Origin of the sequence: Enterobacter cloacae complex sp. SYL001, from assembly GCF_049237025.1 — a bacterium.
GTDB classification, from domain to species: Bacteria; Pseudomonadota; Gammaproteobacteria; order Enterobacterales; family Enterobacteriaceae; genus Enterobacter; species Enterobacter intestinihominis.
On the sequence record NZ_JBMKJI010000031.1, the window covers coordinates 1 to 15165 of the forward strand.

The 15165-nt window shown below is 54.5% G+C and carries 14 protein-coding genes; 13 read left to right on the forward strand and 1 reads right to left on the reverse strand.

Translation table 11 applies throughout. From position 1 onward, the window contains the following. Nucleotides 1-125: 125 nt before the first annotated feature. Nucleotides 126-1709, reverse strand: coding sequence for a TerC family protein (locus ACOTZP_RS20835; RefSeq protein ID WP_015572372.1), 1584 nt, complete (start codon nucleotides 1707-1709; stop codon nucleotides 126-128). 692 nt (nucleotides 1710-2401) lie between these two features. On the opposite strand from ACOTZP_RS20835, the gene ACOTZP_RS20840 reads away from it, so the two are divergent. The 13 genes from ACOTZP_RS20840 (at nucleotide 2402) to wcaI (ending at nucleotide 15162) form a co-directional block, all read left to right on the forward strand. Continuing rightward, nucleotides 2402-3538 carry a polysaccharide export protein gene (locus ACOTZP_RS20840; RefSeq protein ID WP_022648641.1) on the forward strand — a complete coding sequence of 379 codons (1137 nt, stop codon included), beginning with the start codon at nucleotides 2402-2404 and terminating at the stop codon, nucleotides 3536-3538. 6 nt (nucleotides 3539-3544) lie between these two features. Next, a complete protein-coding gene (gene wzb, locus ACOTZP_RS20845) occupies nucleotides 3545-3988 on the forward strand; it encodes a low molecular weight protein-tyrosine-phosphatase Wzb (RefSeq protein ID WP_003862078.1) in 444 nt (147 codons plus the stop codon). A gap of 2 nt (nucleotides 3989-3990) precedes the next feature. Continuing rightward, nucleotides 3991-6153 carry a tyrosine-protein kinase Wzc gene (wzc, locus tag ACOTZP_RS20850; RefSeq protein ID WP_058646963.1) on the forward strand — a complete coding sequence of 721 codons (2163 nt, stop codon included), beginning with the start codon at nucleotides 3991-3993 and terminating at the stop codon, nucleotides 6151-6153. Nucleotides 6154-6275: 122 nt separating this feature from the next. Then, nucleotides 6276-7118 carry a colanic acid biosynthesis glycosyltransferase WcaA gene (gene wcaA / locus ACOTZP_RS20855; protein ID WP_006811246.1) on the forward strand — a complete coding sequence of 281 codons (843 nt, stop codon included), beginning with the start codon at nucleotides 6276-6278 and terminating at the stop codon, nucleotides 7116-7118. Beyond that, nucleotides 7118-7609 (forward strand): colanic acid biosynthesis acetyltransferase WcaB, encoded by a 492-nt coding sequence (wcaB, locus tag ACOTZP_RS20860; RefSeq protein WP_023300548.1) that lies wholly within the window; start codon nucleotides 7118-7120, stop codon nucleotides 7607-7609. Before wcaA ends, wcaB begins: the two co-directional genes overlap by 1 nt. Next, nucleotides 7606-8823 (forward strand): colanic acid biosynthesis glycosyltransferase WcaC, encoded by a 1218-nt coding sequence (gene wcaC / locus ACOTZP_RS20865; RefSeq protein WP_023300547.1) that lies wholly within the window; start codon nucleotides 7606-7608, stop codon nucleotides 8821-8823. Before wcaB ends, wcaC begins: the two co-directional genes overlap by 4 nt. Further along, complete coding sequence (gene wcaD / locus ACOTZP_RS20870; RefSeq protein WP_022648637.1) at nucleotides 8798-10018, forward strand: colanic acid polymerase WcaD; 1221 nt, start codon at nucleotides 8798-8800, stop codon at nucleotides 10016-10018. Before wcaC ends, wcaD begins: the two co-directional genes overlap by 26 nt. 16 nt (nucleotides 10019-10034) lie before the next feature. Further along, nucleotides 10035-10781 (forward strand): colanic acid biosynthesis glycosyltransferase WcaE, encoded by a 747-nt coding sequence (gene wcaE, locus ACOTZP_RS20875; protein WP_023300546.1) that lies wholly within the window; start codon nucleotides 10035-10037, stop codon nucleotides 10779-10781. 16 nt (nucleotides 10782-10797) lie between these two features. Then, entirely contained in the window at nucleotides 10798-11346 is a 549-nt protein-coding gene (gene wcaF, locus ACOTZP_RS20880; protein ID WP_063841327.1) for a colanic acid biosynthesis acetyltransferase WcaF, read from the forward strand. 24 nt (nucleotides 11347-11370) lie between these two features. After that, nucleotides 11371-12492, forward strand: a complete 1122-nt coding sequence (gene gmd / locus ACOTZP_RS20885) for a GDP-mannose 4,6-dehydratase (RefSeq protein WP_003863514.1) — start codon at nucleotides 11371-11373, stop codon at nucleotides 12490-12492. 2 nt (nucleotides 12493-12494) lie between these two features. Then, complete coding sequence (gene fcl, locus ACOTZP_RS20890) at nucleotides 12495-13460, forward strand: GDP-L-fucose synthase (RefSeq protein WP_015572377.1); 966 nt, start codon at nucleotides 12495-12497, stop codon at nucleotides 13458-13460. 2 nt (nucleotides 13461-13462) lie between these two features. After that, nucleotides 13463-13942, forward strand: a complete 480-nt coding sequence (locus ACOTZP_RS20895; protein ID WP_072201098.1) for a GDP-mannose mannosyl hydrolase — start codon at nucleotides 13463-13465, stop codon at nucleotides 13940-13942. Next, the gene (wcaI, locus tag ACOTZP_RS20900) at nucleotides 13939-15162 is read left to right on the forward strand and encodes a colanic acid biosynthesis fucosyltransferase WcaI (RefSeq protein WP_022648633.1); all 1224 of its coding nucleotides are present in this window, start codon (nucleotides 13939-13941) and stop codon (nucleotides 15160-15162) included. The genes ACOTZP_RS20895 and wcaI overlap by 4 nt, the downstream gene beginning before the upstream one ends. Nucleotides 15163-15165: the final 3 nt, after the last annotated feature.

Consider the following 15165-nt stretch of genomic DNA (forward strand, 5'->3'; position numbering starts at 1 on the left):
AGGTCGGGTCTCAGTCCAGGGCATAGCGAGTCTCCTCTTCTATGCCAGTTATAACTGTTACCCATGTATCCGGTCTAAAGTGTTACCCATGTTTCCGGTTCATACCGAAGCGCCACCCGGCTTTTTTACACCTCAAAATCCATCTCATCCTCACCGCGCAGCGGTATCAGCTGCACCTTCTGCACGCGATGGCTCTCTACCTGCAAGGTTTTGATCATGTAATCCCCCACCTGGACCTCTTCGCCCGGCTGCGGAATACGTTGCAGATATTCCATCAGCAAACCGGCGATGGTGTGGTATTCGCGCTTCTCGTCCAGCGGAAGCGGAACGAACTGCACCAGATCTTCAAGCGGCATGTGGCCGTTGGCGGTCCAGCTGCCGTCGGCGTTTTTCTGAATATCGTGACGCGCATCGATCTCATCCACCTCATTAGGCAGATTACCGGCGATGGTTTCCATCACGTCGCTGAGCGTCACCAGCCCTTCCACAGAACCAAACTCATCAACGACAAACGCGAAGTGGGTACGCGCGTTGCGGAACTGCTCCAGCGCGGAGAGCAGCGGCAGCGCTTCCGGGAAGACCAGCGGCTGGCGCACCAGCGCGCGCAGGTTGAGCGGCTCACCGTGAAGCTGCTGTTGCAGCAGGTCAATCACGTGTACCACGCCCAGCAGCTCTTCTTCCTCTTCTCCGCCGGTCACCACCACGCGGGTGTGCTGGTTTTTATCCAGCAGGGCACGGATCTGCTCTTCCGGTGCCGTCAGGTCAATATGCTCAATGTCGTGGCGGGAGGTCATGATACTGCTGACCGAGCGCTGGTTGAGGTTAAGCACGCGCTCTATCATCCGGCGTTCCTGCGGGTTGAAGATCTGCCCGTCGCTGTGGTCGGCTAGCATCGCAGCGGATTCAGCATCCAGCTCGGCATCCTCTTTTTTGCCGCTCAGCAGGCGCATCACCGTATCTGCGGTGCGCTGTCGTAATGTCTGGTTCGCGGAAAGAAAACGGCGGCGGTTGAAAATGGCCAGCTGGTTAAGAAACTCAATAAGCACCGAGAAACCAATGGCAGCGTACAGATATCCTTTCGGGATATGGAAGCCAAAACCATCCGCCACCAGGCTAAAGCCAATCATCAGCAGGAAGCTCAGACACAGAATGACGATAGTCGGGTGACTGTTCACGAAGCGCGTCAGGGCTTTACTGGCGAGCACCATCAGGGTGATGGCAATGATCACGGCGGCCATCATCACCGCCAGATGGTCAACCATCCCGACGGCAGTAATCACGGAGTCGAGAGAAAAGACGGCATCCAGCACCACTATCTGCGCGACCACCGGCCAGAATTTAGCGCCGCGCCGCTGGGTGGGGTTTTCACTGTCTTTTCCTTCCAGCCGCTCATTAAGCTCAACCGTGGCTTTGAACAGCAGGAACAATCCGCCGAAAAGCATGATCAGGTCTCGGGCGCTAAAGCTCAGACCCTGCACGCTGAATAAGGGTTTGGTCAGCGTCACCAGCCAGGAGATTGAGGCCAGTAACAGCAGACGCATCACCATGGCGAGCAGAAGACCCGTCACGCGGGCGCGGTCGCGTTGTGAAGGGGGTAATTTATCGGCAAGGATGGCGATAAACACCAGGTTATCAATGCCGAGCACTAATTCGATGACGACCAGCGTCACCAGCCCGGCCCAGATTGATGGATCGGCAATCCATTCCATAGTAAATGCAATACCTTCTGTTATATGACTAATGTCACACTTCGATCATGGATAAAGCAGACGGAAATTGCAATGCCGGGGTGAGATTTCTCTTAATGCTACACTCAGGTAAAACCCATTTACGGGCTGTGTAAATAAGTTAAATGCGAAGATTTAATTACAAAAGACGACATTTAGGATATATCGCAATAAATGGTCTGGCGCTCTATTTTGTCAATATAAAGAAAATCCGAAAACCTCAAAACTTTGCTCTTAATATTAATCTTAAAAACGAATATTAGGACGGTTGTCTCCTTGCCTGCTATTAGGTTAGCTGCAACAATTCTTCCAGCATCAAATGTTAAATCTCCTTGTTGCTATTTTTGTTTCAGTCTTTGGTGAAGGTTATACATTATCAATCACCCGTTTAAGGTGGCGGATATATTTCTCAAAAGGCCTGATCCAAGAGGGTGTCTAACCATAACGCATTGTTTAGTCAGTGGATTGGTAACTGAAAGCCAAGGGCGGTAGCGTGCCTGAAAGCGTGTGAATCAGCCTCAATTATTCTGTCAATAGCCAATGGATGAATAAGCTTTTTTTAGGACTGATGCCAGTTATATTGCTAAATGATTAACTGCATTCTGATTGTCACCACGACCCGCGCTTATTTTAATTGCACAGGATAATTACTCTGCCAAAGTGATAAATAATCAATGATGAAATCCAAAATGAAATTGATGCCATTATTGGTGTCTGTGACCTTGATGAGTGGTTGCACGGTCTTTCCCGGCAGCAATATGTCAACAATGGGCAAGGATGTGATTAAACAGCAGGATGCTGATTTTGATCTCGACAAAATGGTGAATGTTTACCCATTAACCCCACGTCTGGTAGAACAATTACGCCCACGTCCGAATGTTGCTCAGCCAAATATGTCTCTGGACCAGGAAATTGCCTCTTACCAGTATCGCGTTGGTCCGGGTGACGTCATTAACGTGACCGTCTGGGATCACCCGGAACTGACCACACCTGCGGGCCAGTACCGTAGCTCAAGCGACACCGGTAACTGGGTACAGTCCGATGGCACCATGTTCTATCCCTACATTGGCAAAGTGCACGTCGCGGGAAAAACGCTTGCTGAGATCCGTAGTGATATTACCGGCCGCCTGGCGCAGTACATTGCTGACCCGCAGGTGGACGTTAATATCGCCGCGTTCCGATCCCAGAAAGCCTATATCTCAGGCCAGGTCAACAAATCCGGCCAGCAGGCTATCACCAACGTCCCGCTCACCGTGCTTGATGCGATCAATGCCGCAGGCGGCTTAACCGACGGTGCTGACTGGCGCAACGTGGTGCTGACCCACAACGGCAAAGAGCAGCGCATTTCGCTTCAGGCGCTGATGCAAAACGGTGACCTGACCCAGAACCGTCTCCTCTATCCGGGCGATATTCTTTACGTGCCGCGCAACGACGATCTGAAAGTGTTCGTGATGGGTGAAGTGAAGAAACAGAGCACCCTCAAGATGGACTTCAGCGGTATGACCCTGACCGAAGCCCTGGGCAACGCGGAAGGTATCGATCTGACCGCCTCCAACGCCAGCGGTATCTTTGTGATCCGTCCGATCAAAGGCGAAAACGCGAAAGGCAAGATTGCCAACATCTACCAGCTGGACATGTCCGACGCGACGTCGCTGGTCATGGCAACGTCGTTCCGTCTCCAGCCATACGATGTGGTCTATGTCACCACCGCGCCGGTTGCCCGCTGGAACCGTCTGATCAACCAGTTGCTGCCTACCATCAGTGGCGTTCGCTACATGACGGATACGGCGAGCGACATTCATACCTGGTAAGCCGCGATGTTTAACAAAATTCTGGTGGTGTGTGTGGGGAACATTTGCCGTTCCCCCACGGCTGAAAGGCTGTTGAAAAATTACCAGCCTGCGTTAACGGTCGACTCCGCAGGGCTGGGCGCGCTGGTCGGAAAAGGTGCCGACGAACGTGCCGCAAGCGTCGCCCTTGAGCATAACCTCTCACTCGACGGGCACGTTGCCCGTCAGGTCTCTGGCCGAATGTGCCGGGAATATGACCTGATCCTCGCGATGGAAAAACGCCACATTCACGCGCTGTGCGATATTGCACCGGAGATGCGCGGCAAGGTGATGCTGTTTGGTCACTGGGATGGTGAGCGCGAAATTCCCGATCCGTATCGCAAGAGCCGCGAGGCCTTTGAGGCGGTATACACCTTACTAGACCAGTCTGCCCGCCAGTGGGCGCAGGCACTGAAAGCTCAGCAGGGATAACAATGACAGAAAAAACAAGACCTTCTGCCGCCCCGACGTCGGGCAGTGATGAAATCGATATCGGTCGCCTGGTCGGGACCGTTATTGAAGCGAAATGGTGGGTGCTGGGTATAACCGCCATCTTTGCCGTGGCGGCGATCGTTTATACGCTGTTCGCGACGCCTATTTACAGCGCCGACGCGCTGGTGCAGATCGAACAAAATACCGGAAACTCGCTGGTTCAGGATATCGGCTCTGCGCTGGCCAACAAGCCGCCGGCATCGGAGGCTGAAATTCAGCTGATCCAGTCGCGCCTGGTATTGGGCAAAACGGTTCACGATCTGGGGCTGGATATCGCGGTCACCAAAAACACCTTCCCGGTGTTTGGCGCAGGCTGGGATCGCCTGATGGGGCGCAGTAACGATACGGTAAAAGTGACCGACTTCGTGATTCCAAAAGGGGCAGGGGACCAAACCTTTACCCTGACCGTGCTGGGACCAAAACAGTATCAGCTGACCAGCGACGCAGGCTTCAGCGCGCGCGGCGAAGTGGGGCAGATGCTGACCAAAGATGGCGTGAGCATCAGGGTTGGTGCCATCCAGGCGCACGAGGGCGGTGAGTTTACGGTCACCAAATTCTCGACGCTCGGGATGATCAACAATCTGCAAAACAACCTGACCGTCACCGAAAACGGCAAGGACACCGGCGTCCTGAGCATGACCTTCACCGGTGAAGACAAGGATCAAATCCGCGACATCCTGAACAGCATCACCCGTAACTACCTTGAGCAGAACGTTGAGCGCAAGTCAGCGGAAGCTGCTAAAAGCCTCGCGTTCCTCAGTAAACAGCTGCCGGAGGTGCGCGCCCGTCTGGATGACGCCGAGAACAAGCTGAACGCATACCGTCAGGATAAAGACTCCGTCGACCTGCCGCTGGAGGCGAAATCGGTTCTCGACTCCATGGTCAATATTGATGCGCAGCTAAACGAGCTGACCTTTAAAGAGGCGGAAATTTCCAAGCTCTATACCAAACGTCACCCGGCGTACCGCACGCTGCTCGAGAAACGTCGTACCCTGGAAGAAGAGAAGGCGAAGCTGAATGACCGCGTGACCGCGATGCCGAAGACGCAGCAGGAAATCGTACGCCTGACGCGTGATGTGGAATCCGGCCAGCAGGTTTACATGCAACTGCTGAACAAGCAGCAGGAGCTGAAAATCACCGAAGCCAGCACCGTGGGCGACGTGCGTATCGTTGACCCGGCGATTACCCAGCCGGGCGTGCTGAAGCCGAAGAAAGCGCTGATTATCCTCGGCAGCATTATTCTCGGCCTGATGCTCTCTATCGTCGGCGTGCTGCTGCGCTCGCTGTTCAACCGCGGTATCGAAAGCCCGCAGGTGCTGGAAGAGAACGGGATCAGCGTGTACGCCAGCATCCCGCTTTCGGAGTGGCAGAAGTCCCGTGACAGCGTCAAAACCGTTAAGGGCGTCAAGCGTTACAAACAGAGCCAGCTGCTGGCCGTGGGTAACCCGACCGACCTCGCGATTGAAGCGGTGCGTAGCCTGCGTACCAGCCTCCACTTCGCCATGATGCAGGCCAAAAACAACGTCCTGATGATGACCGGTGTCAGCCCGTCAATTGGTAAGACCTTCGTCTGTGCCAACCTGGCGGCGGTGGTGAGCCAGACCAACCAGCGCGTGCTGCTGATCGACTGCGACATGCGTAAGGGCTACACCCATGAGCTGCTGGGTACCAACAACGTTAACGGTCTGTCGGAAATCCTGCTGGGTAAAGGGGAGATCAGCGAGAGCGCCAAGCCGACCTCGATTCCGAAATTTGACCTGATCCCGCGTGGCCAGGTACCGCCGAACCCGTCTGAACTGCTGATGAGCGAGCGCTTCACGCAGCTGATCGAGTGGGCAAGCAAAAACTATGACCTGGTGCTGATCGATACCCCACCAATTCTGGCGGTCACCGACGCCGCCGTGGTAGGGCGTCATGCGGGCACCACGCTGATGGTTGCACGCTATGCGGTGAACACCCTGAAGGAAGTGGAAACCAGCCTGAGCCGCTTTGAGCAGAACGGTATTGAGGTGAAAGGGGTCATTCTGAACTCCATCTTCCGCCGTGCGACGGGTTATCAGGATTACGGCTACTACGAGTACGAATACAAGTCTGACTCTAAATAACAAAACACACCCCACACCCCTCACCCTAACCCTCTCTCCTGAGGGGAGAGGGGACTGCCTGGTGCGGTCTTTCACCCTCTCCCCTTCGGGGAGAGGGTCGGGGTGAGGGGCAGGAGGAATACATGAGCACACAACGCCCTTTGATTTCTATCTATATGCCGACATGGAATCGTCAGCAGCTGGCGATCCGCGCGATTAAATCGGTCCTGCGTCAGGATTACGATAACTGGGAACTGATTATCGTGGATGACTGTTCCTCCTCTTACGAACAGCTGCAAAAGTTTGTCGAAGACCTGAACGACCCGCGCGTGGTGTACACGCACAACGCCATCAACTCCGGGGCGTGCGCGGTGCGCAATCAGGCGATTATGCAGGCGAAAGGGCAGTATCTGACCGGTATCGACGATGATGACGAATGGACGCCAAACCGTCTGTCGATCTTCCTGTCGCACAAAGCGCAGCTGGTGACCCACGCGTTTCTGTATGCCAACGACTATGTCTGTCAGGGCGAGGTCTATTCGCAGCCGGCCAGCCTGCCGCTGTATCCGAAATCACCGTATTCCCGCCGCCTGTTCTACAAGCGCAACATTATCGGCAACCAGGTGTTTACCTGGGCCTGGCGCTTTAAGGAGTGTCTGTTCGATACCGAGCTGAAGGCCGCACAGGATTACGACATTTTCCTGCGGATGGTGGTGGAGTACGGCGAGCCGTGGAAGGTGGAAGAGGCCACGCAGATCCTGCACATCAACCACGGGGAGATGCAGATCACCTCGTCACCGAAAAAATTCTCGGGCTACTTCCATTTTTACCGCAAGCACAAGGACAAGTTTGACCGTGCCAGTCGGAAGTATCAGCTCTTTACCCTCTATCAGATCCGTAACAAGCGCATGAACTGGCGCACGCTGCTGACGCTGCTGTCGGTGCGTAACGGCAAGCGTCTGGCTGACGGGCTTCGGGGGAAATAATGTTTCTGGAAGATTGCCGCGCTAACAGCTGGAGCCTGCGCCCGTGCTGCATGGTTCTGGCCTACCGTATTGCGCACTTTTGCTCGGTGTGGCGCAAAAAAAATGTGCTGAACAATATCTGGGCCGCGCCGGTGCTGGTGCTGTACCGCATCATCACCGAATGCTTTTTTGGCTATGAAATTCAGGCCGCTGCCACCATTGGCCGCCGCTTTACCATTCATCACGGCTATGCGGTCGTCATCAACAAGTTCGTCGTCGCGGGTGATGATTTCACCATTCGCCACGGGGTGACAATCGGCAACCGTGGGCCAGACAGCCTGGCCTGCCCGGTGATTGGCAATAACGTCGAGCTGGGCGCCAACGTGGTGATGATCGGGGAGATTACCGTGGGCAATAACGTGACGGTTGGCGCAGGTAGCGTAGTGCTGGACAGCATTCCGGACAATGCGCTGGTGGTGGGCGAGAAAGCCCGCGTGAAGGTGATTAAATGAACATTCTGCAATTTAACGTACGCCTCGCAGAGGGCGGGGCGGCAGGCGTAGCGCTGGATCTGCACCAGCGCGCGCTGCAAAAAGGATTACAGTCGCGCTTTGTTTACGGTTACGGCAAGGGCGGCAAGAAAAGCGTCAGCCATGATAACTATCCGCAGGTGCTGAAGCAGACGCCACGTCTGACCTCCATCGCCAATATTGCGCTGTTCCGTCTGTTTAACCGCGACCTGTTCGGCAACCTGAATAACCTCTACCGCACCGTCACCCGCACCCGCGGGCCGGTTGTGCTGCACTTCCACGTGCTGCACAGCTACTGGCTGAATCTGGAAGAGGTGGTAGCGTTTTGTGGCAAAGTGAAGGCGCACAAGCCGGACACCCGTTTCGTCTGGACGCTACACGACCACTGGAGCGTGACCGGACGCTGCGCCTTTACCGACGGCTGCGAAGGCTGGAAAGATAACTGCCAGAAATGCCCTACGCTCAGCAACTATCCGCCGGTGAAGGTCGATCGCGCGCATCAGCTGGTTGAGGGCAAGCGTCAGCTGTTCCGCGACATGCTCTCGCTCGGCTGCACCTTTATCTCTCCAAGCCAGCACGTGGCAGATGCTTTTAATAGCCTGTACGGAGCAGGGCGCTGCCAGATTATCAACAACGGTATTGATGTGGCGACGGAAGAGATCCTGGCCGAACTGACGCCCGTAGCCATTACCACCGGCAAGCCGAAAATTGCGGTCGTCGCCCATGACCTGCGCTACGACGGCAAAACCAACCAACAGCTGGTGCGCGACATGATGGCGCTCGGCGACAAAATTGAACTGCATACCTTCGGCAAATTCTCGCCGTTCGAAGGCGCTAACGTGGTGAATCACGGGTTTGAAACCGACAAGCGCAAACTGATGAGCGCGCTCAACGGTATGGACGCGCTGGTGTTCAGCTCCCGCGTGGACAACTACCCGCTGATCCTGTGCGAAGCGCTCTCCATTGGCGTGCCGGTCATTGCCACCCACAGCGACGCGGCGCGCGAAGTGCTGGAGAAATCGGGCGGTAAAACCTTCAGTGAGAACGAGGTGCTGCCGCTGGTGCAGCTGTCGAAGGCCGATATCGCGCAGGCTGTTTTTGGCACGGACCTGGAATCGTTCCGCAACCGCAGCCGCAAAGCGTACAGTGGACAACAGATGCTGGAGGAGTATGTCTCGTTCTATCAGAATCTGTAGTTATCTGCTGCTGCCGCTGATCTACCTGCTGGTCAACGTCAAGATTGCCCAGCTCGGTGAAAGCTTCCCAATCACCATCGTCACCTTCCTGCCGGTTCTGCTGTTGCTATACGTTGATAAGCTTAACCTCAAAAAGCTGATGATTGCGCTGGGGATCGGGTTTGGTCTGACGGCGTTTAACTACATCTTTGGTCAGTCGCTGGACGCCAGCAAATATGTCACCTCCACCATGCTGTTTGTTTATATCGTTATCATTATTGGCATGGTGTGGAGTATTCGTTTTAAAACTATCTCTCCGCACAATTATAGGAAAATCCTCAGGTTCTTTTATATTGTCGTCGGGCTGATTGTTATGCTTGCGGCATTGGAGATGGCGCAAATTATTCTCACAGGCGGCAGTAGCCTGATGGAAATAATTTCGAAATATCTTATATACAGTAACAGCTATGTACTGAACTTCATTAAGTTTGGTGGCAAGCGTACCACTGCGCTCTATTTTGAACCGGCGTTTTTTGCTCTGGCATTAATCTCAATTTGGCTCAGCATCAAACAGTTCGGTATCAAAACCCCCAAGACCGATGCTATGATTCTTGCAGGAATCGTTCTGTCAGGGTCGTTCTCAGGGGTAATGACGTTTATTCTGTTTTACCTGCTGGAGTGGGCGTTCCAGTACCTGAACAAAGAGGCGATTAAGAAAAAACTGCCGCTGGCGATCATTTCTCTGACGGTATTTTTAGTGGGCGTAATATTCGCATTCCCGTACATTTCTGAACGTCTGGGTGATTTGGGAACGGAAGGTTCGTCGTCCTATTATCGCATCATTGGTCCACTGGTGATGGTGGGTTATTCCTTAACCCATATTGATGGCGTAGTAAGATTCGGCTCACTTTACGAATATGTTGCATCATTCGGAATCTTTAACGGTGCGGATGTCGGTAAAACCATAGACAATGGTCTGTATCTGTTAATTATCTATTTTTCCTGGTTCGCCGTACTGTTGACACTGTGGTATCTGTTTAAAGTTTTCAAAATGATGATTAACGCGTTTGGTGATAACCAGAACTTTCGCGTGCAACTTTATCTGTTCACACCGGTGTCGTTGTTTTTTACCGGGTCAATATTTAGCCCGGAATATGCATTCTTAATTGTATGTCCGTTTATTTTGCGCAAAGCGCTGAATATTACGAGCGTATGAAGAAATGAGGTGATTTATGTTTCTTAGCGTCATTACTGTCGCCTTTCGTAACCACGAAGGGGTGGTAAAAACCTGGCGCTCGCTGCGCAACCTGGCGCGCGATCCGAGCCTCACCTTTGAGTGGATCGTGGTCGATGGCGGCTCGAACGACGGCACGGCGGAGTTCCTGGAAAAACTTAACGGTGAGTTCAACTTACGTTACATCAGCGAGAAAGATAAAGGCATTTATGATGCCATGAATAAAGGCATCAACATGGCGCAGGGGCGCTACGCCATATTCCTCAATTCCGGCGACGTGTTCCATGAAGATGTGGCGCTGTTTGCACGCCAGCTGGCGCGCCAGAAAGAAGATGCCATGTTTATCGGTGATGCGCTGCTTGATTTCGGCGAGGGGAAAAAAGTGCTGCGCGGCGCGAAACCAGGCTGGTATATCTACCACAGCCTGCCGGCAAGCCATCAGGCTATTTTCTTCCCGATGAGTGGCCTGAAAAAGCAGCCTTACGATTTGCAATATAAAGTGTCATCAGATTATGCCCTGGCCGCCAGCCTGTACAAATCTGGCTACCCGTTCCGTCGAATTAAAGGACTGGTATCCGAATTTTCAATGGGCGGCGTGTCAACCTCGAATAATCTGGAATTGTGCCAGGATGCCAAAAACGTGCAGCGTAAAATATTACGCGTGCCGGGGTTCTGGGCGGAATTATCTTATTTCTTACGTCTGAAAACGACGGGTAAAGCGAAAGCCTTATATAACAAAGCCTGAGATATAAGGAAACGTAATGCAGGAATTAAATGGATTCTCCGTGCCGAAAGGTTTTCGGGGCGGGAGCGGTATTAAAGTTCAACTGTGGTGGGCTGTACAGGCAACGTTATTTGCCTGGTCGCCGCAAATACTGTACCGCTGGCGCGCATTTTTACTGCGTCTGTTTGGCGCAAAAATAGGAAAAAACGTAGTCATTCGTCCTTCGGTGAAAATTACTTATCCCTGGAAATTAACGCTTGGGGATTACGCCTGGGTAGGGGATGACGCGGTGTTATATACCCTTGGCGAGATTACGATTGGCGCAAATTCGGTGGTTTCACAGAAGTGTTATTTGTGCGCCGGCAGCCACGATTTTATGAGCCCGCATTTTGATATTACCGCTTCGCCTGTTGTGATCGGTGAAAAATGCTGGCTGGCAACGGATGTTTTTGTTGCACCCGGTGTTTCTGTTGGCGATGGCACAGTAGTCGGTGCCCGCAGCAGCGTTTTTAAATCGCTACCGGCAAATAAAATTTGCCGTGGCAACCCCGCAGTGGTGATACGCGAACGCGTTGAAACTGATTAAATTCATAAGTAGAGGAATATAAACATGTCTAAAGTCGCTCTCATCACCGGCGTTACCGGGCAGGATGGTTCTTACCTGGCAGAGTTACTGCTGGAAAAAGGGTATGAAGTACACGGTATTAAACGTCGTGCGTCTTCATTTAACACCGAACGTGTCGATCATATTTATCAGGATCCTCACGCGGCGAACCCGAAATTCCACCTGCACTACGGCGACCTGACCGATACCTCCAACCTGACCCGCATCCTGCAGGAAGTACAGCCGGATGAAGTCTACAACCTGGGCGCGATGAGCCACGTTGCGGTCTCCTTCGAATCCCCGGAATACACCGCTGACGTGGACGCCATGGGTACCCTGCGTCTGCTGGAAGCGATTCGCTTCCTGGGTCTTGAGAAGAAAACCCGTTTCTATCAGGCATCTACCTCTGAGCTGTATGGTCTGGTGCAGGAAATTCCGCAGAAAGAGACTACGCCGTTCTACCCACGTTCTCCGTACGCGGTAGCGAAACTGTACGCTTACTGGATCACTGTGAACTACCGTGAATCCTACGGCATGTACGCCTGTAACGGCATTCTGTTCAACCACGAATCCCCACGTCGTGGCGAAACCTTCGTGACCCGTAAAATCACCCGCGCGATCGCTAACATCGCTCAGGGTCTGGAGTCTTGCCTGCACCTCGGCAACATGGACTCCCTGCGTGACTGGGGCCATGCGAAAGACTACGTGAAAATGCAGTGGATGATGCTGCAGCAGGAACAGCCAGAAGACTTCGTGATCGCGACCGGCGTGCAGTACTCCGTACGTCAGTTCGTTGAGATGGCTGCGGCACAGCTGGGCATCAAGCTGCGCTTCGAAGGCACCGGCGTGGAAGAGAAGGGTATCGTTGTTTCCGTGACCGGCCACGACGCACCGGGCGTGAAGCCAGGCGACGTGATTGTTCAGGTGGATCCGCGTTACTTCCGTCCTGCTGAAGTGGAAACCCTGCTGGGCGACCCAACCAAAGCGCACGAGAAGCTGGGCTGGAAACCAGAAACCACCCTGCAAGAAATGGTATCCGAGATGGTGGCCAAAGATCTTGAAGCAGCGAAAAAACACTCCCTGCTCAAGTCCCATGGCTACGAGGTTGCCATCGCGCTGGAGTCCTGAGAATGACAAAACAACGTATTTTTGTCGCCGGTCATCGCGGAATGGTGGGTTCCGCGATTGTCCGCCAGCTTGAACAGCGCGGCGACGTTGAGGTGATTGTTCGCACCCGCGACGAGCTGAACCTGCTTGACAGCAAAGCGGTGCAGGACTTCTTCGCCAGCGAACGTATCGACCAGGTGTATCTGGCGGCGGCGAAGGTGGGCGGCATTGTCGCTAACAACACCTACCCGGCGGATTTCATCTACGAGAACATGATGATTGAGAGCAACATCATTCACGCGGCGCATCTGCACAACGTGAACAAGCTGCTGTTCCTCGGTTCATCCTGTATCTACCCAAAAATGGCGAAACAGCCGATCGCCGAGAGCGAACTGTTGCAGGGCACGCTGGAAGCCACCAACGAGCCGTACGCGATTGCCAAAATTGCCGGGATCAAGCTGTGTGAATCGTACAACCGTCAGTATAACCGCGACTATCGCTCGGTGATGCCGACCAACCTCTACGGACCGCACGACAACTTCCACCCGAGTAATTCGCACGTGATCCCGGCGCTGCTGCGTCGTTTCCACGAGGCGACTGCCGAAAACGCCCCGGACGTGGTGGTGTGGGGCAGCGGTACGCCAATGCGCGAGTTCCTGCACGTGGACGATATGGCGGCTGCCAGCATTCACGTCATGGAGCTGGATCGCGAGGTGTGGCAGGAAAACACCGAGCCGATGCTGTCGCACATTAACGTCGGGACCGGCGTGGACTGCACCATTCGCGAGCTGGCGCAGACCATCGCGCAGGTGGTGGGCTACAAAGGACGCGTGGTGTTTGATGCCACCAAACCGGACGGCACGCCGCGCAAGCTGCTGGACGTGACCCGTCTGCATCAGCTTGGCTGGTATCACGAGGTCTCACTGGAGCAGGGGCTGGCCAGCACCTACCAGTGGTTCCTGGAAAACCAGCACCGCTTCCGGGGGTAATGATGTTTTTAAGTCAGGAAGATTTTGCCACGGTGGTGCGTTCCACTCCGCTCATCTCAATTGATTTGATCGTGGAGAACGAACGCGGCGAGTTCTTGCTGGGGAAACGAACCAATCGTCCTGCACAGGGCTTCTGGTTCGTGCCCGGCGGGCGCGTGCAGAAGGATGAGACGCTAAGCGATGCGTTTGAGCGTCTCACTCTGGCGGAACTGGGCCTGCAACTGCCGATGGCAGCGGGCCAGTTTTACGGGGTCTGGCAGCACTTCTATGACGATAACTTTTCGGGCACCGGGTTCACCACGCACTATGTCGTGCTGGGGTTCCGCCTGAAGGTGAGTGAGGCAGACCTGCGTCTGCCTGATTCTCAGCATGACGATTACCGCTGGTTAACGCCAGAGGCGCTGCTGGCAAGCGACAATGTCCATGACAACAGTCGGGCGTACTTCCTTGCGGAACGTCAGGCCGAGGTGCCAGGCCTATGAAAATCCTCGTCTACGGAATTAACTACTCGCCGGAGCTTACCGGTATCGGGAAATACACCGGCGAGATGGTCGAGTGGATGGCGAGCCAGGGACATGACGTGCGGGTGATTACCGCCCCGCCGTATTACCCGGAGTGGAAGGTAGGCGAACGCTATTCCAGCTGGCGCTACCGCCGCGAAGAGGGGGCTGCGACCGTCTGGCGCTGCCCGCTCTACGTGCCGAAACAGCCCTCGACGCTGAAACGTTTAATTCATCTGGGCAGCTTTGCCCTGAGCAGTTTTTTCCCGCTGATGGCGCAACGTCGCTGGAAGCCGGATCGCATCATCGGCGTGGTGCCGACGCTGTTCTGCACGCCAGGCATGCGCCTGCTGGGAAAACTCTCCGGCGCGCGCACCCTGCTGCACATTCAGGATTATGAAGTGGACGCCATGCTCGGACTGGGGATGGCCGGGAAAGGTAAGGGCGGCAAGGTGGCGAAGCTCGCCAGCGCCTTTGAGCGCAGCGGCCTGCACAACGTGGATTACGTCTCGACCATCTCGCGCTCGATGATGAACAAGGCGCAGGAGAAGGGTGTCCCGGCGGAGAAGGTGATCTTCTTTCCGAATTGGTCCGAAGTGGCGCGTTTCCGCGATGTGACAGACCAGGATGCGCAGGCGTTACGCGCGCAGCTCGGTTTGCCTGAAGATCAAAAAATCATTCTTTACTCAGGCAACATCGGTGAAAAACAGGGGCTGGAGAGCGTGATTGACGCCGCGCTTCAGCTGAGCGAACACCCGTGGATGTTCGTGATAGTCGGGCAGGGCGGGGGTAAAGCGCGGCTGGAAAAAATGGCCAGCGAGCGCGGACTGACCAACATCCGCTTCTTCCCGCTTCAGTCTTATGACGCGCTGCCCGCGCTGCTGAAAATGGCGGATTGCCATCTGGTGGTGCAAAAACGCGGCGCGGCGGATGCGGTGCTGCCGTCCAAGCTGACCAACATTCTGGCAGTGGGCGGAAATGCGGTGATTACGGCAGAAGCCGCAACAGAATTAGGCCAGCTGTGCAACAGCTACCCGGGCATTGCCGTTTGCGTAGAGCCAGAATCGGTTCCTGCGCTGGTGACCGGAATTGAGCAGGCACTCGCCATGCCAAAAGAGAACACGGTGGCACGTGAATATGCCGAACGCACGCTCGAGAAAGAGAACGTGCTGAGCCAATTTATTGCAGATATACGGGGATAAATC

Excerpts from the sequence above, each read along its gene's own strand:
- ACOTZP_RS20835 (WP_015572372.1), bottom strand. The coding sequence starts at position 1,709 with ATGGAATGGATTGCCGATCCATCAATCTGGGCCGGGCTGGTGACGCTG.
- ACOTZP_RS20840 (WP_022648641.1), top strand. The coding sequence starts at position 2,402 with ATGATGAAATCCAAAATGAAATTGATGCCATTATTGGTGTCTGTGACC.
- wzb (WP_003862078.1), top strand. The coding sequence starts at position 3,545 with ATGTTTAACAAAATTCTGGTGGTGTGTGTGGGGAACATTTGCCGTTCC.
- wzc (WP_058646963.1), top strand. The coding sequence starts at position 3,991 with ATGACAGAAAAAACAAGACCTTCTGCCGCCCCGACGTCGGGCAGTGAT.
- wcaA (WP_006811246.1), top strand. The coding sequence starts at position 6,276 with ATGAGCACACAACGCCCTTTGATTTCTATCTATATGCCGACATGGAAT.
- wcaB (WP_023300548.1), top strand. The coding sequence starts at position 7,118 with ATGTTTCTGGAAGATTGCCGCGCTAACAGCTGGAGCCTGCGCCCGTGC.
- wcaC (WP_023300547.1), top strand. The coding sequence starts at position 7,606 with ATGAACATTCTGCAATTTAACGTACGCCTCGCAGAGGGCGGGGCGGCA.
- wcaD (WP_022648637.1), top strand. The coding sequence starts at position 8,798 with ATGTCTCGTTCTATCAGAATCTGTAGTTATCTGCTGCTGCCGCTGATC.
- wcaE (WP_023300546.1), top strand. The coding sequence starts at position 10,035 with ATGTTTCTTAGCGTCATTACTGTCGCCTTTCGTAACCACGAAGGGGTG.
- wcaF (WP_063841327.1), top strand. The coding sequence starts at position 10,798 with ATGCAGGAATTAAATGGATTCTCCGTGCCGAAAGGTTTTCGGGGCGGG.
- gmd (WP_003863514.1), top strand. The coding sequence starts at position 11,371 with ATGTCTAAAGTCGCTCTCATCACCGGCGTTACCGGGCAGGATGGTTCT.
- fcl (WP_015572377.1), top strand. The coding sequence starts at position 12,495 with ATGACAAAACAACGTATTTTTGTCGCCGGTCATCGCGGAATGGTGGGT.
- ACOTZP_RS20895 (WP_072201098.1), top strand. The coding sequence starts at position 13,463 with ATGTTTTTAAGTCAGGAAGATTTTGCCACGGTGGTGCGTTCCACTCCG.
- wcaI (WP_022648633.1), top strand. The coding sequence starts at position 13,939 with ATGAAAATCCTCGTCTACGGAATTAACTACTCGCCGGAGCTTACCGGT.